The following is a 14,687-nucleotide window of genomic DNA, read 5'->3' on the forward strand; positions in this document are numbered from 1 at the left end:
TAAACTTGGCATACAAGGATTCTCCTTTCGTTAAGATCATTGGTTTTTCGTCAACTCCAATATATCATATCGAAGTGAATCCTTGTATTTTATTTGTTACCTATCTATTGTATCCCAACACGTCTCTGAAAATTCCCTATTCCGGGAACATTGTATCCTGCAGAAGCTGCATATCTTCCTCAGAGATTCCATAAGCACCCGAATCATCCGCTGACACAGCCACTTCCACGGTCTGCGCTTCTCCATATGCGTTCTGATCAATACATCTTCTCATTCCTTCCAGAAGATACTCCGTAAATTCCTCATCCGATTCAAGCGTTGCTCCCTGTCCCATCATCTCATTTGCAACATCGGTCAGCACCTGTTCCATGATCTGGAATACATTGGATGGTTCAACGGATACCGTTACGATATAGCTTCCGTCATCCTGCTTTTTGGCTTCGGTCACTTCATACTTCGCCAGTTTGTCAATTTCTGCAGACAATTCCTTGTAACGCTCTTTTCCGTCTTCCGTAATTCCTCCGACAGTTGCAATCTCAAGCTCCAGCTGCAGATTGATACTATCTACAATCTCTTTCTCTGCTTCTTCTTCAGACAGCTGGCGGAAAGTCGCATAACCTTTGTATTCTTTGTGATAATTGGCATCCAGCACACTCTTCACATAGCCTGCCGCATCAAAATCTTCTCCGGAACAGGCCACAAGGCCAAGGCAGAGCACTGCTGTCAGGAGGGCCGTGATCATGGTTCTCATCGTTCTCTTTTTCATATCCTCAGTATTCCTTTCTTCTCATAAAGTAGTTTTCCGATCTTCATCGTATATGTTTTCCCCGAGACATATCTGTCATTCCATTATATAGGAGCGTTGTTGCCCGGTCAACTATAGAACATTTTTATAGACTGTTTCTTTCTAAATCCAGGGATTTAAAATACATAAACCGCATCCTCTGTTTCCCGGATTCCACAAAAAAACGATCCAGTATACGGCAGGCTTCCCGAAACCATGCCAGGCACTCCTTTTCCTCTTTTCCCGCACACGCCTCTTCATACAGCTTAATCAGCCGGATCAGCAGCCAGTCCAGCCGCTCCCCTCCTGTCATGGTATGCTCTTCGCACAGGGGCAGATATCCGAAAAATTCAAGCTGTCGATTCAGTTTCTCTAAGGTCAGATGCGGAAGATCAAATATAATCAGATGCCGCAGCATCGTTTTGCGTGGAATCTCTCCCAGGAGCTTCAGCTGTCTTTTGAATTCCGAATCATAACGGGTACTGACGATATGACGCTGCAGATGTTCTGAATCCGGAGTCATCTGTGAATGCACATAATAAAAGAGATCGGTAAAATACAGATGCCGCAGACAGCTTTCAGGCGCATTCGCCGGCACTTTAAAAGAAGCCAGTTTTTCCACCGGGATTTTTTGAAGATAGGCATCTGTGAGTTCTTTCATATACGCCGCTCGCTGAAGATATCCGGAATCTTCCGGACAGGTGTCCGGGTCGTAGACATCCAGACTACGGTCATAATAATTCTGCAACAGATAACGCATATCGTCCTGCGACAGTTCAAGCGCTCTCCCGTACAACAGGCATTGTTCCCGGTTTCCAGGTGTGTAACGACCGGTACGCCAGTAGCGCATTTTCATAATCTCGGATGACTTCAGAGGCTTCTGTCCATACATGCTTTCATAAAGAAACCGATCTGTTTCCTGTTTATTTCTGAAATTGTATTTTTTCTGAATACGCGCATGACGGGATTTCAGCCACAGAAGCTCAGGACGCTCCTGCATTTCCATGGATATGCATTCTCTGGCAAGTGAAAGAATGGTATGATTTACATATGTATACATCATCGGCAGCCCCCTCCGGATGCAAAAATATTATATATAAAGTAAAAAGCATCTTTATATATTACATTCGCATCTGCAGGGCGAAAGGGGACATATTATTCAGAAATATTTACCGTAAAAGTCAGATCAAAGTTCTGGTTCCAGCGATAAGTAACGCCTGCCGGATGGCCGGTATAATGTGATGACAGGGAAGTGATCTGAAAGCCGGAGGCATCATATCTGTCCGTATTTACCAGCACTTCACCGTATATCAGACCATTTACCCCGTCTACCTGCTTTATATTGAAATCTACTCCCGGCTTTTCATAGACAATACTTCCCGGTGGATAGATTTCCGGAACATAATCTTCGCGTTCCTGACATTTTTTTGAAAAATACAGCTGTGAGATCATACGATTTTTGTTTTCTGACTGATATTTTATCTGTATCTCCCATGCCGCACGTCCATCCTGTGACACACTTCCGGTACAACTGTTAATGGTAAGGCTTCCCTCCGGAAGTTCATAGCATCTGTCTTCCCAGCTCTCTTCTGCCAGATTGAGCGGTATCACAAAATCTTCCGGAAGGCTCGTCGTCTGATATACATACGGAACATGAAGCGTATACTCTCCCGGCTCCGCCTGTCCGAAGTTCCATTCAAAATGATCCACATTCTGTGATGGGCTGTAGCCAACACATTGTCCGGTCTTCTCCGTCCCGTCAGATCCGGTGACCGTCACCTGCCCGCCTTCACTCTCTCCATAGCGCCCTCTGATCAGCTCCGGAAGGATCATGAATTCTTCGTCTGCATTTACCGGATAGATCTCCACGATCAGACAGCCATCCTCCAGTCTCGGAATAGCAATCAGCCCCCCGTATTCTTCCAGCTGATATACATATTCCGGTGTTTCCGCAACATCTGCAGGCACAAGTGTAAAGAAAAGCGGCTCTTCTATCTGGAAAAGATTATTGAGCGACATCTGAAGCGGCTCTTTCTCTGTATCCGGAAGATCAATATTTTCATAATACACTTCTATTCTTTCCTGATAAGAAGTCAGCTGTCTGCTGGATACATATTTACATTTCCACTGATTATTTTCACAATTCAGGATCGGACTGCTCCCGACCAGTCTCATGGATGTGCTCAGATCCAGAAGAGTTTCTTCCTTTGATGTACAGAGAAGCTCTACCCGCATCGTATGATTTACATAGACCGCATCTGTCAGCTCCAGCGTGACCCATTCATTTTCAATCGCACCGGAATCCTGAAGAACATAAAACGGAGCATCCGGTTCCCAGTTCACACCATATCCGGGAGCATAGGTAAAGTTCGGTATTGCCGCCTCTTTTTCCGGGGTCGAAGACGTCTGCCCGGACTGATATGCTGTAATATCTTCTGTCACTACCGGCTCTTCCGTTGATTCCTGCTTTCCGGGAAATTCCGGATCCGGAACATGAATCAATAACGGATGAATCTCCGGTTCCGTATCTTTTTCATCCTCTTCCTCAGATAATCCCGGGAACAGGATATGAAGGTAATCCGGAATTACTTTATAATGTACAAGCATTCTGTAACTGCATGCGGTAATCATCAGCAGGCTCAGAACCATCAGGAACAGGAACATCTGGTGTCGAAGCTTCCCCAGACTTCTCTGATGTCTTTTCTTCACCGTTTCATAGGGGAGTTCCAGTGAATCAGCAATCTCCCGCACCGTCATTCCTTCATAATATTTCATCCGGATGATCTGCGATTCATCCGATTTCAGAACCGTCATCGCTTTTTTCAGATCCGCACGGATCTCCACAAGTTCCATCTGCGGATCCACGGAAATATATTCCTCCGCATAGGCCTCTGTTTTCCGCCTCTTCTCCTTTCGATACCAAGAGATCGCCAGGTTGCGGGCAATTGCCGTCAGGTAGATATTCAGCCCCGCCTTTTCCGGATCAAACCGCTTTCTCTGAAAATAAAATTCTGCAAATGTATCATTGGTACATTCCTTAATATCTTCCGGATCAGAAAGATACAAAGATATGACCTTCCAGATCAGCCCGGTATATCGTTCCACAAGAAGTGCCATCCCTTCCTTGGGGTCTTTTCCCAAAAGAAGGAGAATGTCTGCATCTTTCTGTCGTTTTTTGTTCATGATATCTCATTCCTTTATACACATATAATTCTTCCCCATTTTCTTAAGCATAGCACCCGAATTCCGCTCCGACAACACGTTAAAAACTAACCATGGCATTATTGTAAAAATTAACCAAAACTTTGTCTGTTTTATTATCTGGATGCCATCATTTTCGCATGAATGATTGCATTTTCGCATATAGTGATACAAATTATGTTTCGAGGACTCCTATGCAAATACGTTCCAGGAAACATTCTCTCACACTTGTAGCCGCTGTACTTGTCGTTCTGTGTATTCTGGTCGGAGCTTTTATTCTTCCGACACGTCTGAATACTAATGCCGACCGATCTTTCTCCGCCTATACACGGAATCTTTTCTGCCAGGAGGTTTCCGGCAGTACAATTACCCTGCATTATACATTGAAAACACCCTCCGGTTACGGAATCCCGGACACTCCGGTTTCCTATGGAAACTGTACAACAGATACTGCTTCCATCTGCGCTGCTCTGGAAAATGAACAGGCAAAGCTGCATTCTCATAACCGTTCTACGTTGTCTGATCAAAATCAACTGACCTACGATGTCCTGGATGACTATCTGGACAGCGCCCTCTCCCTTGCACCGTATTCTCTGTACGAAGAGCCTCTGGCACCTCTGACCGGAACACAGGCACAACTTCCGATCTTGTTGTCTGAGTTCCCATTTTATACTAATTCCGATGTTGATACATATCTGGAACTCCTGACCAAAACTCCCGAATACTTCCGATCCATTCTGAAATTCGAACAGGCGAAAGCGGATGCCGGTCTTTTTATGGCTTCTTACAGTGCAGATGACATTATCAATGAATGTCTCGCCTTTACAGAAATCGGAAAAGAACATTATCTGTACACTTCCTTTGAAGAGCGTATGGATGAACTGACGGGTCTGTCTGACAGCCAGAGACGTTCTTATATCGATAAAAATAACAGTTATCTGGAGCAATATGTATTTCCCGCCTATACAGAACTGGCAGAAGGCCTGCGCACACTGCGCGATACCGGAAAGAACAATAACGGGCTCTGCTATCTTCCGGAAGGGAAAACATACTATGAGCTTCTTGTTGCACAGGAGACGGGGTCTGACCGCACGATCAGAGAACTTCAGACGCTTACCGGTAATCAGATTTTGTCCGACTTAAGTGCCATGCAAAAAGTATTATCCGAAAATACGTCAGAAGGTACATCCGGATATACCTCTTCCGTTTCCTCAGACCTGTTTTGCACTCAGGGATCTCTTCTTGAGATTACAGAACCAGATGAAATTCTGTCTGACCTTCGAAAAAAGCTTGATGATTCCTTTCCGGACCTTCCGAACGTAGATACACAGATCAAATATGTCCAGAAATCCATGGAAGAATACTTAAGTCCTGCATTTTACATGGTTCCTGCCATCGACAACACACAGGCAAATGTCATCTACATCAATCAGGGGCGAATGACCGATACGCTTACTCTCTATACAACACTGGCCCATGAAGGCTATCCCGGACATCTCTATCAGCATGTCTATTACGCCAGCCAGCATCCTGATCCCATTCGTTGCGTGTTAAATTACGGCGGATATACCGAAGGCTGGGCAACCTACAGCGAAATGCTCAGCTACTACTACTCCGGTCTTCCCAAAGACCAGGCACTTCTGCTGCAGAAAAATACTTCTGTCATCCTCGGTTTATATGCACTTGCAGATATGGGAATCCATTATGATGGATGGACCCTTTCGGACACCATCGCATTTTTCCACAATTACGGGATAACAGATACCACAACCATCGAGGATATCTATGATCTGATCATCGCAGATCCCGCAAACTATCTGAAATACTATATCGGATACGTAGAATTTCTGGAATTGAAAAAAGAAGCCGTGGAAAAATGGGGGGATAACTTTACACAAAAAGGCTTCCATAAAGCCGTATTAGATGTAGGACCGGCATCATTTGATGTGATAAGAACATATATTTTTAAAAAAGGGACAGGGGAAAATTAAATTGGGACGGAGGATTTTTAAAAATCCTCCGTCCCAATTTAATTTGCGTTACTTGCCGCGATCTTTACTTTACTCCACAGATTACTGATGATTTTCTTCGTATCTTCGTTATATACAAAGACTTCATCGTTTGGATTATCTGTTCGTGGTATATATGCGTTGATTCCTTCGAAGTCTCTGCCTTCTCCTGCCAGATCATCCATTACTTCTCTATTAGCCGATGTATATCCCACATAACTGGAATTGTCATATGCGCCGGCATAATCGCTGGCATAATTGATGAATGCATGTGCCAGTTCTGGATTAGATGCGTTTTTCGGGATGACCATTGCGTCTGACCACAGGTTGGTTCCGCTCTCCGGCATATAGTATCCCATGTTTTCATTTTCGCTCATGACATAAGTAGCATCACCGGAATAGATCAGGCCAAGTGCCTTTCTTCCCTGTGCCATGTTATCGATGATCTCGTCTGTGACGATCTCTGGTTTCATGGTCTGTACACACTGCACCAGCCACTCATAGGCTTCCTGAATCTCCGCCTCACTCTCTGTGTTCATGGAATAACCCAGTGCTTTAAGCGCCATCATAAAGGAATCTCGCTCAGAGTCATACAGGTAGATCTCTCCGCGGTATTTTTCATCCAGGAAGATATTGTATCCTTCTCTTTCCAGATCTTCGATATCGACTTTGGTCTTGTCGTATACGATTCCTACAGTTCCCCAGAAATATGGCACAGAATACTCATTTCCCGGATCATACGGGAGATTCTTCACCGCGTCATCCAGCTTATCCAGGCAGTCCAGTTTTGACTGGTCCAGTTTCTGCAGATAGTCTTCTTCGATCAGACGCTGAATCATATAATCGCTTGGCACCAGAATATCGTAGGCTTCTCCATTTGCAACTTTGATATACATCTGTTCATTGGAATCAAAGTTTTCCATAACCACAGATGCACCTGTCTCATTTTCAAAATCCCGGATAATATTCTCTCCGGTATATTCTCCCCAGTTATATATATGAAGTGTCTGCCCCTCAAACGGCAATTCCGATTCTTTGTTCCGAATCTGAATCACACCAACGACAATCGCCAGCACGCATACAATTGCAATCGCCGGTCCGTATGGCTTTCTGCCGCTTCTGACCCTGGATGCACGTTTTGCTGCGATCAGCGGCCCGACATTGATAAAAATCAGCGCAATCGTAATGATCACCACCACAAGGGTAGAGATTGCATTGATACTTGGATTCACACGCTTGCTCATGGTATACACCATAATACTTAAGTTTTTCACTCCGCGTCCGGTCACAAAGTAGGAAATGATAAAATCATCCACCGACATGGTAAATGCAATCAGCGCCCCTGAGATGATTCCCGGGGTAATCTGCGGCACCACGACTTTTATCAGTGCCTGCCAGGGAGTCGCGCCAAGATCCATCGCCGCATCTGCAAGGTTCGGATCCATGGAACGTATCTTAGGCATTACCGAAAGCATCACATACGGAATACAGAATGCAATATGTGCCAGAAGCATGGTCACATACCCTTTCTCAATTCGAAATGTAATGAACAAAAGCATAAAACCAATCGCCGTTACAATCTCCGGATTCATGATTGGGAAATTGTTCACCTGCTCCATGATATCCCGAATGATTTTCTTTGACTTACTGAGGCCGATTGCTGCAATCGTTCCTGCGACCGTTGATATAAATGTCGCAAGCAGTGCGATACTGAATGTCGTATACAGAGCCTCCATCATGTCCTGGGAATCCAGCATATGTTTGTACCAGCGCAGGGAAAATCCCGTAAAACTGGTCAGTGACTTTCCATCATTAAAAGAAAAGATCACCATATACACGATCGGAAGGTAGAAGAACACAATCATAAGTACCATTAAAATTTTCCCGAAAGGGCGTTTTGATTTTTTCATAATGATTATGCCTCCTTTCCACCCTGATTTCGAATCTCAATCTTGCGAACCGCCATCATCAGAAGCATCATAATAATTGCCATAATCATGGAGATCGCACTTCCGAAATTCCATTCTCCTACGGTAATGAACTGGTTCTCGATCATATTTCCGATCAGGAAATACTGTCCGCCGCCCAATAATTTCGGAATGAAAAATGAGCTGACTGCCGGAAGGAATACGAGTGTGATTCCATTGATCACACCCGGAAGAGATAGCGGAAGAGTCACTCTCCGGAATGTCTGCACCGGACTTGCGCCAAGATCCGCACTTGCCTCCAGAAGAGAGTTATCCATCTTTGCCAGAGACGTCTGTATCTGCAGGATCATAAAAGGCAGGAAGTTATAGACCATTCCCAGAAGCACTGCACCTTCCGTATACAGAAGCTCCGTTTTTCCCAGTCCGAACACGGCAAGAATCCTCTGAATCAGTCCTCCCTCACTCAAAAGTCCGATCCATGCATAGGTTCGCACCAACATATTGATCCACATCGGAATCGTAATACACAGAACCAGAAGATTCTGTGCCTTTTCGCTGCTCTTGGAGATAAAATATGCCGCCGGATACCCCAAAAACAGACAGATAATCGTAGTCTTTACGGCAATCAAAATGGAACGCCAGAGAATCAGCAGGAAGTCCGGGTCGGTAAAGAACTTTGCATAATGCTCCAGCGTAAAGGAAAATGCAATGATGCTGTTGCCCTGATTGGTAAATGAATACAGGGCGATCAGTGCCATCGGAAGCACCAGCATCAGGGCAGCCCACACAATATACGGGATTGCCAGTTGCGAAAATCTCTTCATTAATAAGCCACCTTAGACATTACATGAATGTCTTCCGGGAAGAATGTCAGGCCGACCTCCTGACCTTCCTCAGAATAATCCGTTGTATGAATCTTGAATTCACGTCCTGTAGTAGAAAACGTAATCTGATATACGCCTTCTTTGACTTCTTCCGGCTCAAAGTCGTAATCTACACTGATATCTATACTCTGATCTTCATCACTTAACTTCCATCCCTGTGCATTGGCCCAGGTCTTAATATCGGTATCCAGAGCCTGAGATTCTGTAATCTCATCCACCGTTTTAAAGAAGTTAAAGGCCATAATCGCTTCATTTGCCTTTTCATTCTTAACAAACGGCTGATTGACCACAAAAATGGTTCTCTCAATGCTGGTTCCATTTGCCGTTAAGAATACGACCGGATACTGGCCTTCTTCCTCACTCAGCTCATACTCAATCTTCGCGATAGAAATATAATCGTCACTCTCTGTATCCCATGCCTGTGCATTGGAAAGTGCGACAATGTCCTTATCATCCAGATCTGCCACATCCTCCACATCTACATAGAAGTTATTTGCGCTGATCTTTTCCTTTCCGTCTTCACTGGTCACGTCATGATTGCGAATCACGCGCATGTTGACTGTCACACTGGTACCCGGAACCGTCTCTACCATGATCTCATAATGAACACCTTTAAACAGAACGCTCAGAACTTCACCGGTCATCTTGCCGTCTTTTACATCTACGATATCAATATCCTCCGGGCGGATGACTACATCCACCGGCTCATTTTCCTTAAATCCAAAATCCACACAGTCAAATGTAATATCATCGAACCGCACCTTATAATCCTCAAGCATGGTTCCGGATATGATATTACTCTCACCGATAAAGTTTGCAACAAACCGGTTGGCCGGCTCATTATAGATCTCCTGTGGTGTGCCGACCTGCTGGATCTCTCCGTTTTTCATAACCACGATCTTGTCTGACATGGTAAGCGCTTCTTCCTGATCATGTGTAACAAAGATAAATGTGATTCCTACCTCCTGCTGAATCCTCTTCAACTCATACTGCATCTCTTTTCGAAGCTTCAGATCCAGCGCTGCCAGAGGCTCATCCAGAAGAAGGACCTTCGGTTCATTTACCAGTGCTCTGGCGATCGCAACTCTCTGCTGCTGTCCTCCGGAAAGAAGGGTCGTGTTCTTATCCTCATATCCCTCCAGGCCGATCAGCTTCAGCATCTTCATAACCTTCTGATCAATAATATCCTTACTTACCTTCTTGATCTTCAGACCAAATGCAATATTTTCATACACACTGAGGTGCGGAAATAACGCATATTTCTGGAACACCGTATTTAATTCCCGTTCATATGGCGGTTTCTGACTAATTTCTTCTCCGTCAAAGATTACCTTTCCCTCATCTGCGTCAAGAAATCCTCCGAGAATCCTGAGCAGGGTAGTCTTTCCACATCCGCTCGGTCCGAGCAGAGTCACAAATTCATTTTCATAAATATCCAGATTAATTCCCTTCAGAACAATCTGTCCGTCAAAACTCTTCACAATGTCGCGAAACTCTATCAGCTTCTTTTCTTCCATCTCACTTCTCCCTTCTCATTCCTAAAACATGGGCGGTGTTGTGATCCACAGCACCTTTGCCACACTGTTTCCATGGTTGTATAGATAATGGCTCTTTGAGCCGTCCATGTAAAAGGTCTCATGGGCCTTTACTTTGTACTTTTTATTGCCGCACACGATCGTCACACTGCCCTTCAGCACATACCCGAATTCTTCCCCCTGGTATGCCAGCTGCTCATGGCTCTTTTTATGCGGATAGAGTGTAAGAAGAATCGGTTCCATCTGATTCTTCTGCGCATTCGGGATCACCCATTCCACCTGATAATCCTCCTGCTCATCCACAAAAAAGTCCTGTGTAGAAAAAACAACCTGCCGTTCTTCCTCCTCATGAAAAAACTCCGACAGATTACTTCCGAGCGCTTCCAGAATATCTTCAAGCGTCGCAATACTCGGTGCGGTAAGGTTACGCTCCACCTGCGACAGAAATCCCTTCGTAAGCTCACTGCGTGAAGCCAGATCCTCTAGCGTCAGATCATTCTGAAGACGCATTTCTCTTAACTTCTTTCCTATATCCAAAACGACACCTTCCCTCCTCGTATGTTTTCTAATACTATACTTTTTTTTTAATATTTCTCCATCGTTTTTATTATACATAAATGTACAAATATTGCAATGTATTTTCTCAATAATTTACAAAAGAAATTCCAGTTATCCACATCACAGCGTGGATAACTGGAATTTCATCAACTTATGTGTCCGCGGATGCTCGAACTCCAATCGATATGCACACAATTGAATCTGCTGCCATTCCCCGGATTCAGACGCATGCGGATTATATTTCGTATCCCCGATGATCGGGCATCCCAGGTTCGCAAGCTGAACCCGGATCTGGTGGTGACGGCCTGTGTCCAGGTGGATGTCAAGTTCCATTTGGGACGGGGAATTTTTAAAAATTCCCCGTCCCAAATGGAAAATCCCCTGTCCCTTTTCAACAACAACATAGTGCAAACGCGCTAATTTCGCGCCTTCTGTATTTTTATCACATATTCGTGCCGTATTTGTTTTCCCATTTTTCACCATATAATTTTCCACCGTATCCTCTTTTTTTGGTGGACAACCTTCCACAAGAGCTCTGTAATATTTACCAAATCCATGACTTTGTAGCTGTTTGTTCAATGCTTTTGCTGCTGCAGCTGTTTTCGCAAACACAAGAATTCCTGTTACAGGCTGATCCAGGCGATGAATCACAGCCAGATATGGTTCTCCTTTTTCAGGGTGATTCTGGTAAATATGATTTTTCAACAGGCTGACCATATCCGGTCTTCCTATTTTTTTGCTTTGTGTTGCAATTCCATGTGGTTTTACACATACGATGATATCATTGTCTTCATATAATATATTTAACGCATCTGCCTGCATGTTGGAATCTCCTTTATTTATTTTAGAAATATTTTCTTTATCATTTAATCATAGTGTGCTAAAATATGCAAGATAACATAACTGTTAGTAATAGAAAGGATTACGGCTATGAACTATATTCTTTTAATTCTTGGATTTATTCTGCTGATCAAAGGGGCAGATTTTTTTGTAGATGGAAGTTCCAGTGTCGCCAAACTATTAAAAGTTCCGTCCATTGTTATCGGTCTGACGGTTGTTGCATTTGGGACAAGTATGCCGGAATTATCCGTAAGTGTGACTGCTGCAATTCGTGGAAATAACGATCTTGCTGTCAGCAATGTCCTGGGTTCTAATATTTTTAATCTTTTGGTTGTTCTCGGTTGTTGTTCGATTATTCGTCCGGTTGAAGCAAAATGGTCTCTGTTAAGGAAAGAATTCCCTTTTTCCATATTTATTACAATTATTTTGTTATTTTTGGATTCTGACTTTTCAATCATCAAAATTCTGGATGGTAACAAAACATTTGTACTTGGTCGATGGGCGGGAATTCTCTTCCTCATTCTTTTTGTGATCTTTTTATATGCAACGGTTAAATCAGCCTTAATTTCCCGGTCCGATACTGCCGAAGAAGATTACAAAGTGATGTCTCCTTTGAAAAGTGCTGTATTTATTATACTTGGTCTTGCCGGAATCGTATGGGGAGGTAATCTGGTTGTCGACAGTGCCTGCAATATTGCAGAAACGTTTGGACTGAGCCAGACCTTCATCGGATTGACGATTGTCGCACTCGGCACCTCTCTTCCGGAACTTGTTACCTCCATGGTAGCCTCCAGCAAAGGCGAAAATGACCTTGCGGTCGGAAACGTAGTCGGTTCTAATATTTTCAATATTTTATTAATTCTGGGGATTTCTTCTGCCATTACTCCGATTACGCTTGATGTCACTGCCGTTTATGATACTTTAATATTGATTGTCGCAAGCATTATTGTATATATTTCCGCAATCAGCAATCATAAAATCCAGCGAAAAGAAGGAATGCTGTTTCTCATCGCATACCTTGCATTCTTTATCTATGTTTTACTGAGATAATCATTTTTCTATTTTAGTTTGCTGAGATAATCATTTCTTTGTCTTGACAAAAATGAAACGTTCGATTAAAATTATGGTCAATTCAAGATTTATGGCAACGAAGAGAATTAGTACATGTAAGCAGGCCACAGAGAGGGAATCATTTGCTGCAAGATACCTGCCTTGAACTGCATGGAACCGGTCTTGGAGCCACTGTATGAAAATGCAGCGTCCTGCCAGCGTTAATGGCAAATGAAGAGAACTACAAATAATTTGTAGTTAACTAGGGTGGTACCGCCGAACTTTTCGGTCCCTTTTGGGGAGCTGAAAGGTCCGGCGTTTTTATTTTCGTTAACAAAAGAATCCGCGGATCACCTGATGGCATCAATGGCTCCCATTATAATAATGCGGAGAAGAGGCTTCGCAGAAAAGAAAAGGAGAAGAGGAACATGGCAAAAGAAAAATTAGTAAAAAATATCACACCACGTGATGTAGACTTTGCACAGTGGTACACAGATGTTGTACGTGAAGCGCAGCTGTGCGATTATTCAAGTGTAAAGGGATGTCTGAATTATTTACCAAATGGATACGCAATCTGGGAACTGATTCAGGCCGATCTGGACAGACGTTTTAAAGAAACCGGCGTTGAAAATGTTTATCTGCCGACTTTAATTCCGGAAAATCTTCTGGAAAAAGAAGCTGATCATGTAGAAGGGTTTGCACCTGAAGTAGCATGGGTTACCCATGGCGGTATGGAAAGATTACAGGAAAGACTGTGTATCCGCCCTACTTCAGAGACTTTATTCTGCGATCTCTGGGCAAAAACAGTACGTTCCTACAGAGATCTTCCAAAAGTATGGAACCAGTGGAACTCTGTACTTCGCTGGGAAAAAACCACAAGACCTTTCCTTCGTTCCAGAGAATTTTTGTGGCAGGAGGGTCATACACTTCATGCTACTTATGAGGAAGCGGAAGAAAGAACCATCCAGATGTGGCAGGTATACAAGGACTGCTACAAAGAAACCCTTGCAATGCCTTTCGTAGCCGGAAGAAAAGCTGAACACGAAAAATTTGCCGGAGCTCAGGACACATATACTGTTGAAGCACTAATGCATGACGGAAAAGCATTACAGTCCGCAACCAGCCATTTCTTCGGAAGCGGCTTCCCAGATGCATTTGGCATCAAATATGTAGATAAAAACAACCAGCTTCAGAGCGCCTATGAGACTTCCTGGGGATGGTCCACAAGAAGTATCGGCGGCCTGATCATGGTTCATGGTGATGACGACGGACTTGTACTCCCACCACACGTAGCACCGGTTGAGTGTCGTATCATTCCAATTGCTCAGCATAAGGAAGGCGTACTTGACAGAGCATACGCACTGCTTGATGAACTCAAGAAAGCCGGATACAGAGTCAAAATCGACGATTCCGACAAGAGTACCGGATGGAAATTCTCTGAACAGGAAATCCTCGGTATTCCAACACGTATCGAAATCGGTCCAAAAGACCTCGAAAAGAACCAGGTTGTTGTTGTACGTCGTGATAACCGCGAAAAGACAGTTGTTTCTCTGGATGAGATCGCAACAAAGCTGCGCGAGATCTTAGAGCAGGAACAGCAGGATATGTATGACAGAGCAGAAAAATTCCTGAATGATCATATCGACACTGCAGTGACTATGGACGAAATGGAAGAGAAATTCAAGGCAAACCGCGGATTCGTAAAAGCATGCTGGTGTGGAGATCCGGAATGCGAAGGTGAAGTAAAATATGTCACCGGCGGAGCTGCAACCAGATGTCTGATCGAAGACGAAGAAATGATCTCTGATAAATGCATTTGGTGTGGAAAACCGGCAAAACATATGGCATATTGGGGAAAATCATATTAATTCTAAAAAGGGACGGAGGATTTTTAAAAA

11 protein-coding genes and 1 other annotated feature are annotated in these 14,687 nt (G+C 43.9%); of the genes, 3 read left to right on the plus strand and 8 right to left on the minus strand.

Translation table 11 applies throughout. From position 1 onward, the window contains the following. Window positions 1–136 precede the first annotated feature (136 nt). The 3 genes from ABE547_RS07425 to ABE547_RS07435 all read right to left on the minus strand — a co-directional run bounded on the left by ABE547_RS07425 (window position 137) and on the right by ABE547_RS07435 (window position 3,967). Window positions 137–766, minus strand: coding sequence for a hypothetical protein (locus ABE547_RS07425; protein ID WP_347378176.1), 630 nt, complete (start codon window positions 764–766; stop codon window positions 137–139). 124 nt (window positions 767–890) lie between these two features. Continuing rightward, on the minus strand, window positions 891–1,847 hold the full coding sequence (locus tag ABE547_RS07430) for a hypothetical protein (protein ID WP_347378177.1): 957 nt from the start codon (window positions 1,845–1,847) through the stop codon (window positions 891–893). 92 nt (window positions 1,848–1,939) lie between these two features. Then, window positions 1,940–3,967, minus strand: coding sequence for a sigma-70 family RNA polymerase sigma factor (locus tag ABE547_RS07435; protein WP_347378178.1), 2,028 nt, complete (start codon window positions 3,965–3,967; stop codon window positions 1,940–1,942). 212 nt (window positions 3,968–4,179) lie between these two features. On the opposite strand from ABE547_RS07435, the gene ABE547_RS07440 reads away from it, so the two are divergent. Beyond that, the gene (locus tag ABE547_RS07440; RefSeq protein ID WP_347378179.1) at window positions 4,180–5,976 is read left to right on the plus strand and encodes a DUF885 domain-containing protein; all 1,797 of its coding nucleotides are present in this window, start codon (window positions 4,180–4,182) and stop codon (window positions 5,974–5,976) included. A 38-nt stretch (window positions 5,977–6,014) separates the two neighbouring features. Here the strand turns inward: ABE547_RS07440 and ABE547_RS07445 are convergent, their stop codons facing one another. From ABE547_RS07445 to ABE547_RS07465, 5 genes are all read right to left on the minus strand, one after another. Further along, window positions 6,015–7,904 carry an extracellular solute-binding protein gene (locus ABE547_RS07445; RefSeq protein WP_347378180.1) on the minus strand — a complete coding sequence of 630 codons (1,890 nt, stop codon included), beginning with the start codon at window positions 7,902–7,904 and terminating at the stop codon, window positions 6,015–6,017. Between the two features lie 5 nt (window positions 7,905–7,909). Continuing rightward, on the minus strand, window positions 7,910–8,746 hold the full coding sequence (locus tag ABE547_RS07450; protein WP_347378181.1) for an ABC transporter permease: 837 nt from the start codon (window positions 8,744–8,746) through the stop codon (window positions 7,910–7,912). Beyond that, on the minus strand, window positions 8,746–10,323 hold the full coding sequence (locus ABE547_RS07455; protein ID WP_347378182.1) for an ABC transporter ATP-binding protein: 1,578 nt from the start codon (window positions 10,321–10,323) through the stop codon (window positions 8,746–8,748). The genes ABE547_RS07450 and ABE547_RS07455 overlap by 1 nt, the downstream gene beginning before the upstream one ends. A 21-nt stretch (window positions 10,324–10,344) precedes the next feature. Further along, a complete protein-coding gene (locus ABE547_RS07460; RefSeq protein WP_347378183.1) occupies window positions 10,345–10,878 on the minus strand; it encodes an XRE family transcriptional regulator in 534 nt (177 codons plus the stop codon). Between the two features lie 141 nt (window positions 10,879–11,019). Further along, on the minus strand, window positions 11,020–11,721 hold the full coding sequence (locus ABE547_RS07465) for an RluA family pseudouridine synthase (RefSeq protein ID WP_347378184.1): 702 nt from the start codon (window positions 11,719–11,721) through the stop codon (window positions 11,020–11,022). Window positions 11,722–11,829: 108 nt separating this feature from the next. On the opposite strand from ABE547_RS07465, the gene ABE547_RS07470 reads away from it, so the two are divergent. Both ABE547_RS07470 and proS read left to right on the plus strand, forming a co-directional pair. Further along, window positions 11,830–12,789: a calcium/sodium antiporter gene (locus tag ABE547_RS07470; RefSeq protein WP_347378185.1), complete on the plus strand. Its 960-nt coding sequence runs from the start codon at window positions 11,830–11,832 to the stop codon at window positions 12,787–12,789. 88 nt (window positions 12,790–12,877) lie between these two features. Further along, window positions 12,878–13,086, plus strand: a binding site (T-box leader). Between the two features lie 131 nt (window positions 13,087–13,217). After that, window positions 13,218–14,657 carry a proline--tRNA ligase gene (gene proS, locus ABE547_RS07475; protein ID WP_347378186.1) on the plus strand — a complete coding sequence of 480 codons (1,440 nt, stop codon included), beginning with the start codon at window positions 13,218–13,220 and terminating at the stop codon, window positions 14,655–14,657. Window positions 14,658–14,687: the final 30 nt, after the last annotated feature.

This window comes from Dorea sp. YH-dor226 (assembly GCF_039832105.1).
Lineage (GTDB): Bacteria > Bacillota > Clostridia > Lachnospirales > Lachnospiraceae > Dorea_A.

Excerpts from the sequence above, each read along its gene's own strand:
- ABE547_RS07425 (WP_347378176.1), bottom strand. The coding sequence starts at position 766 with ATGAAAAAGAGAACGATGAGAACCATGATCACGGCCCTCCTGACAGCA.
- ABE547_RS07430 (WP_347378177.1), bottom strand. The coding sequence starts at position 1,847 with ATGATGTATACATATGTAAATCATACCATTCTTTCACTTGCCAGAGAA.
- ABE547_RS07435 (WP_347378178.1), bottom strand. The coding sequence starts at position 3,967 with ATGAACAAAAAACGACAGAAAGATGCAGACATTCTCCTTCTTTTGGGA.
- ABE547_RS07440 (WP_347378179.1), top strand. The coding sequence starts at position 4,180 with ATGCAAATACGTTCCAGGAAACATTCTCTCACACTTGTAGCCGCTGTA.
- ABE547_RS07445 (WP_347378180.1), bottom strand. The coding sequence starts at position 7,904 with ATGAAAAAATCAAAACGCCCTTTCGGGAAAATTTTAATGGTACTTATG.
- ABE547_RS07450 (WP_347378181.1), bottom strand. The coding sequence starts at position 8,746 with ATGAAGAGATTTTCGCAACTGGCAATCCCGTATATTGTGTGGGCTGCC.
- ABE547_RS07455 (WP_347378182.1), bottom strand. The coding sequence starts at position 10,323 with ATGGAAGAAAAGAAGCTGATAGAGTTTCGCGACATTGTGAAGAGTTTT.
- ABE547_RS07465 (WP_347378184.1), bottom strand. The coding sequence starts at position 11,721 with ATGCAGGCAGATGCGTTAAATATATTATATGAAGACAATGATATCATC.
- ABE547_RS07470 (WP_347378185.1), top strand. The coding sequence starts at position 11,830 with ATGAACTATATTCTTTTAATTCTTGGATTTATTCTGCTGATCAAAGGG.
- proS (WP_347378186.1), top strand. The coding sequence starts at position 13,218 with ATGGCAAAAGAAAAATTAGTAAAAAATATCACACCACGTGATGTAGAC.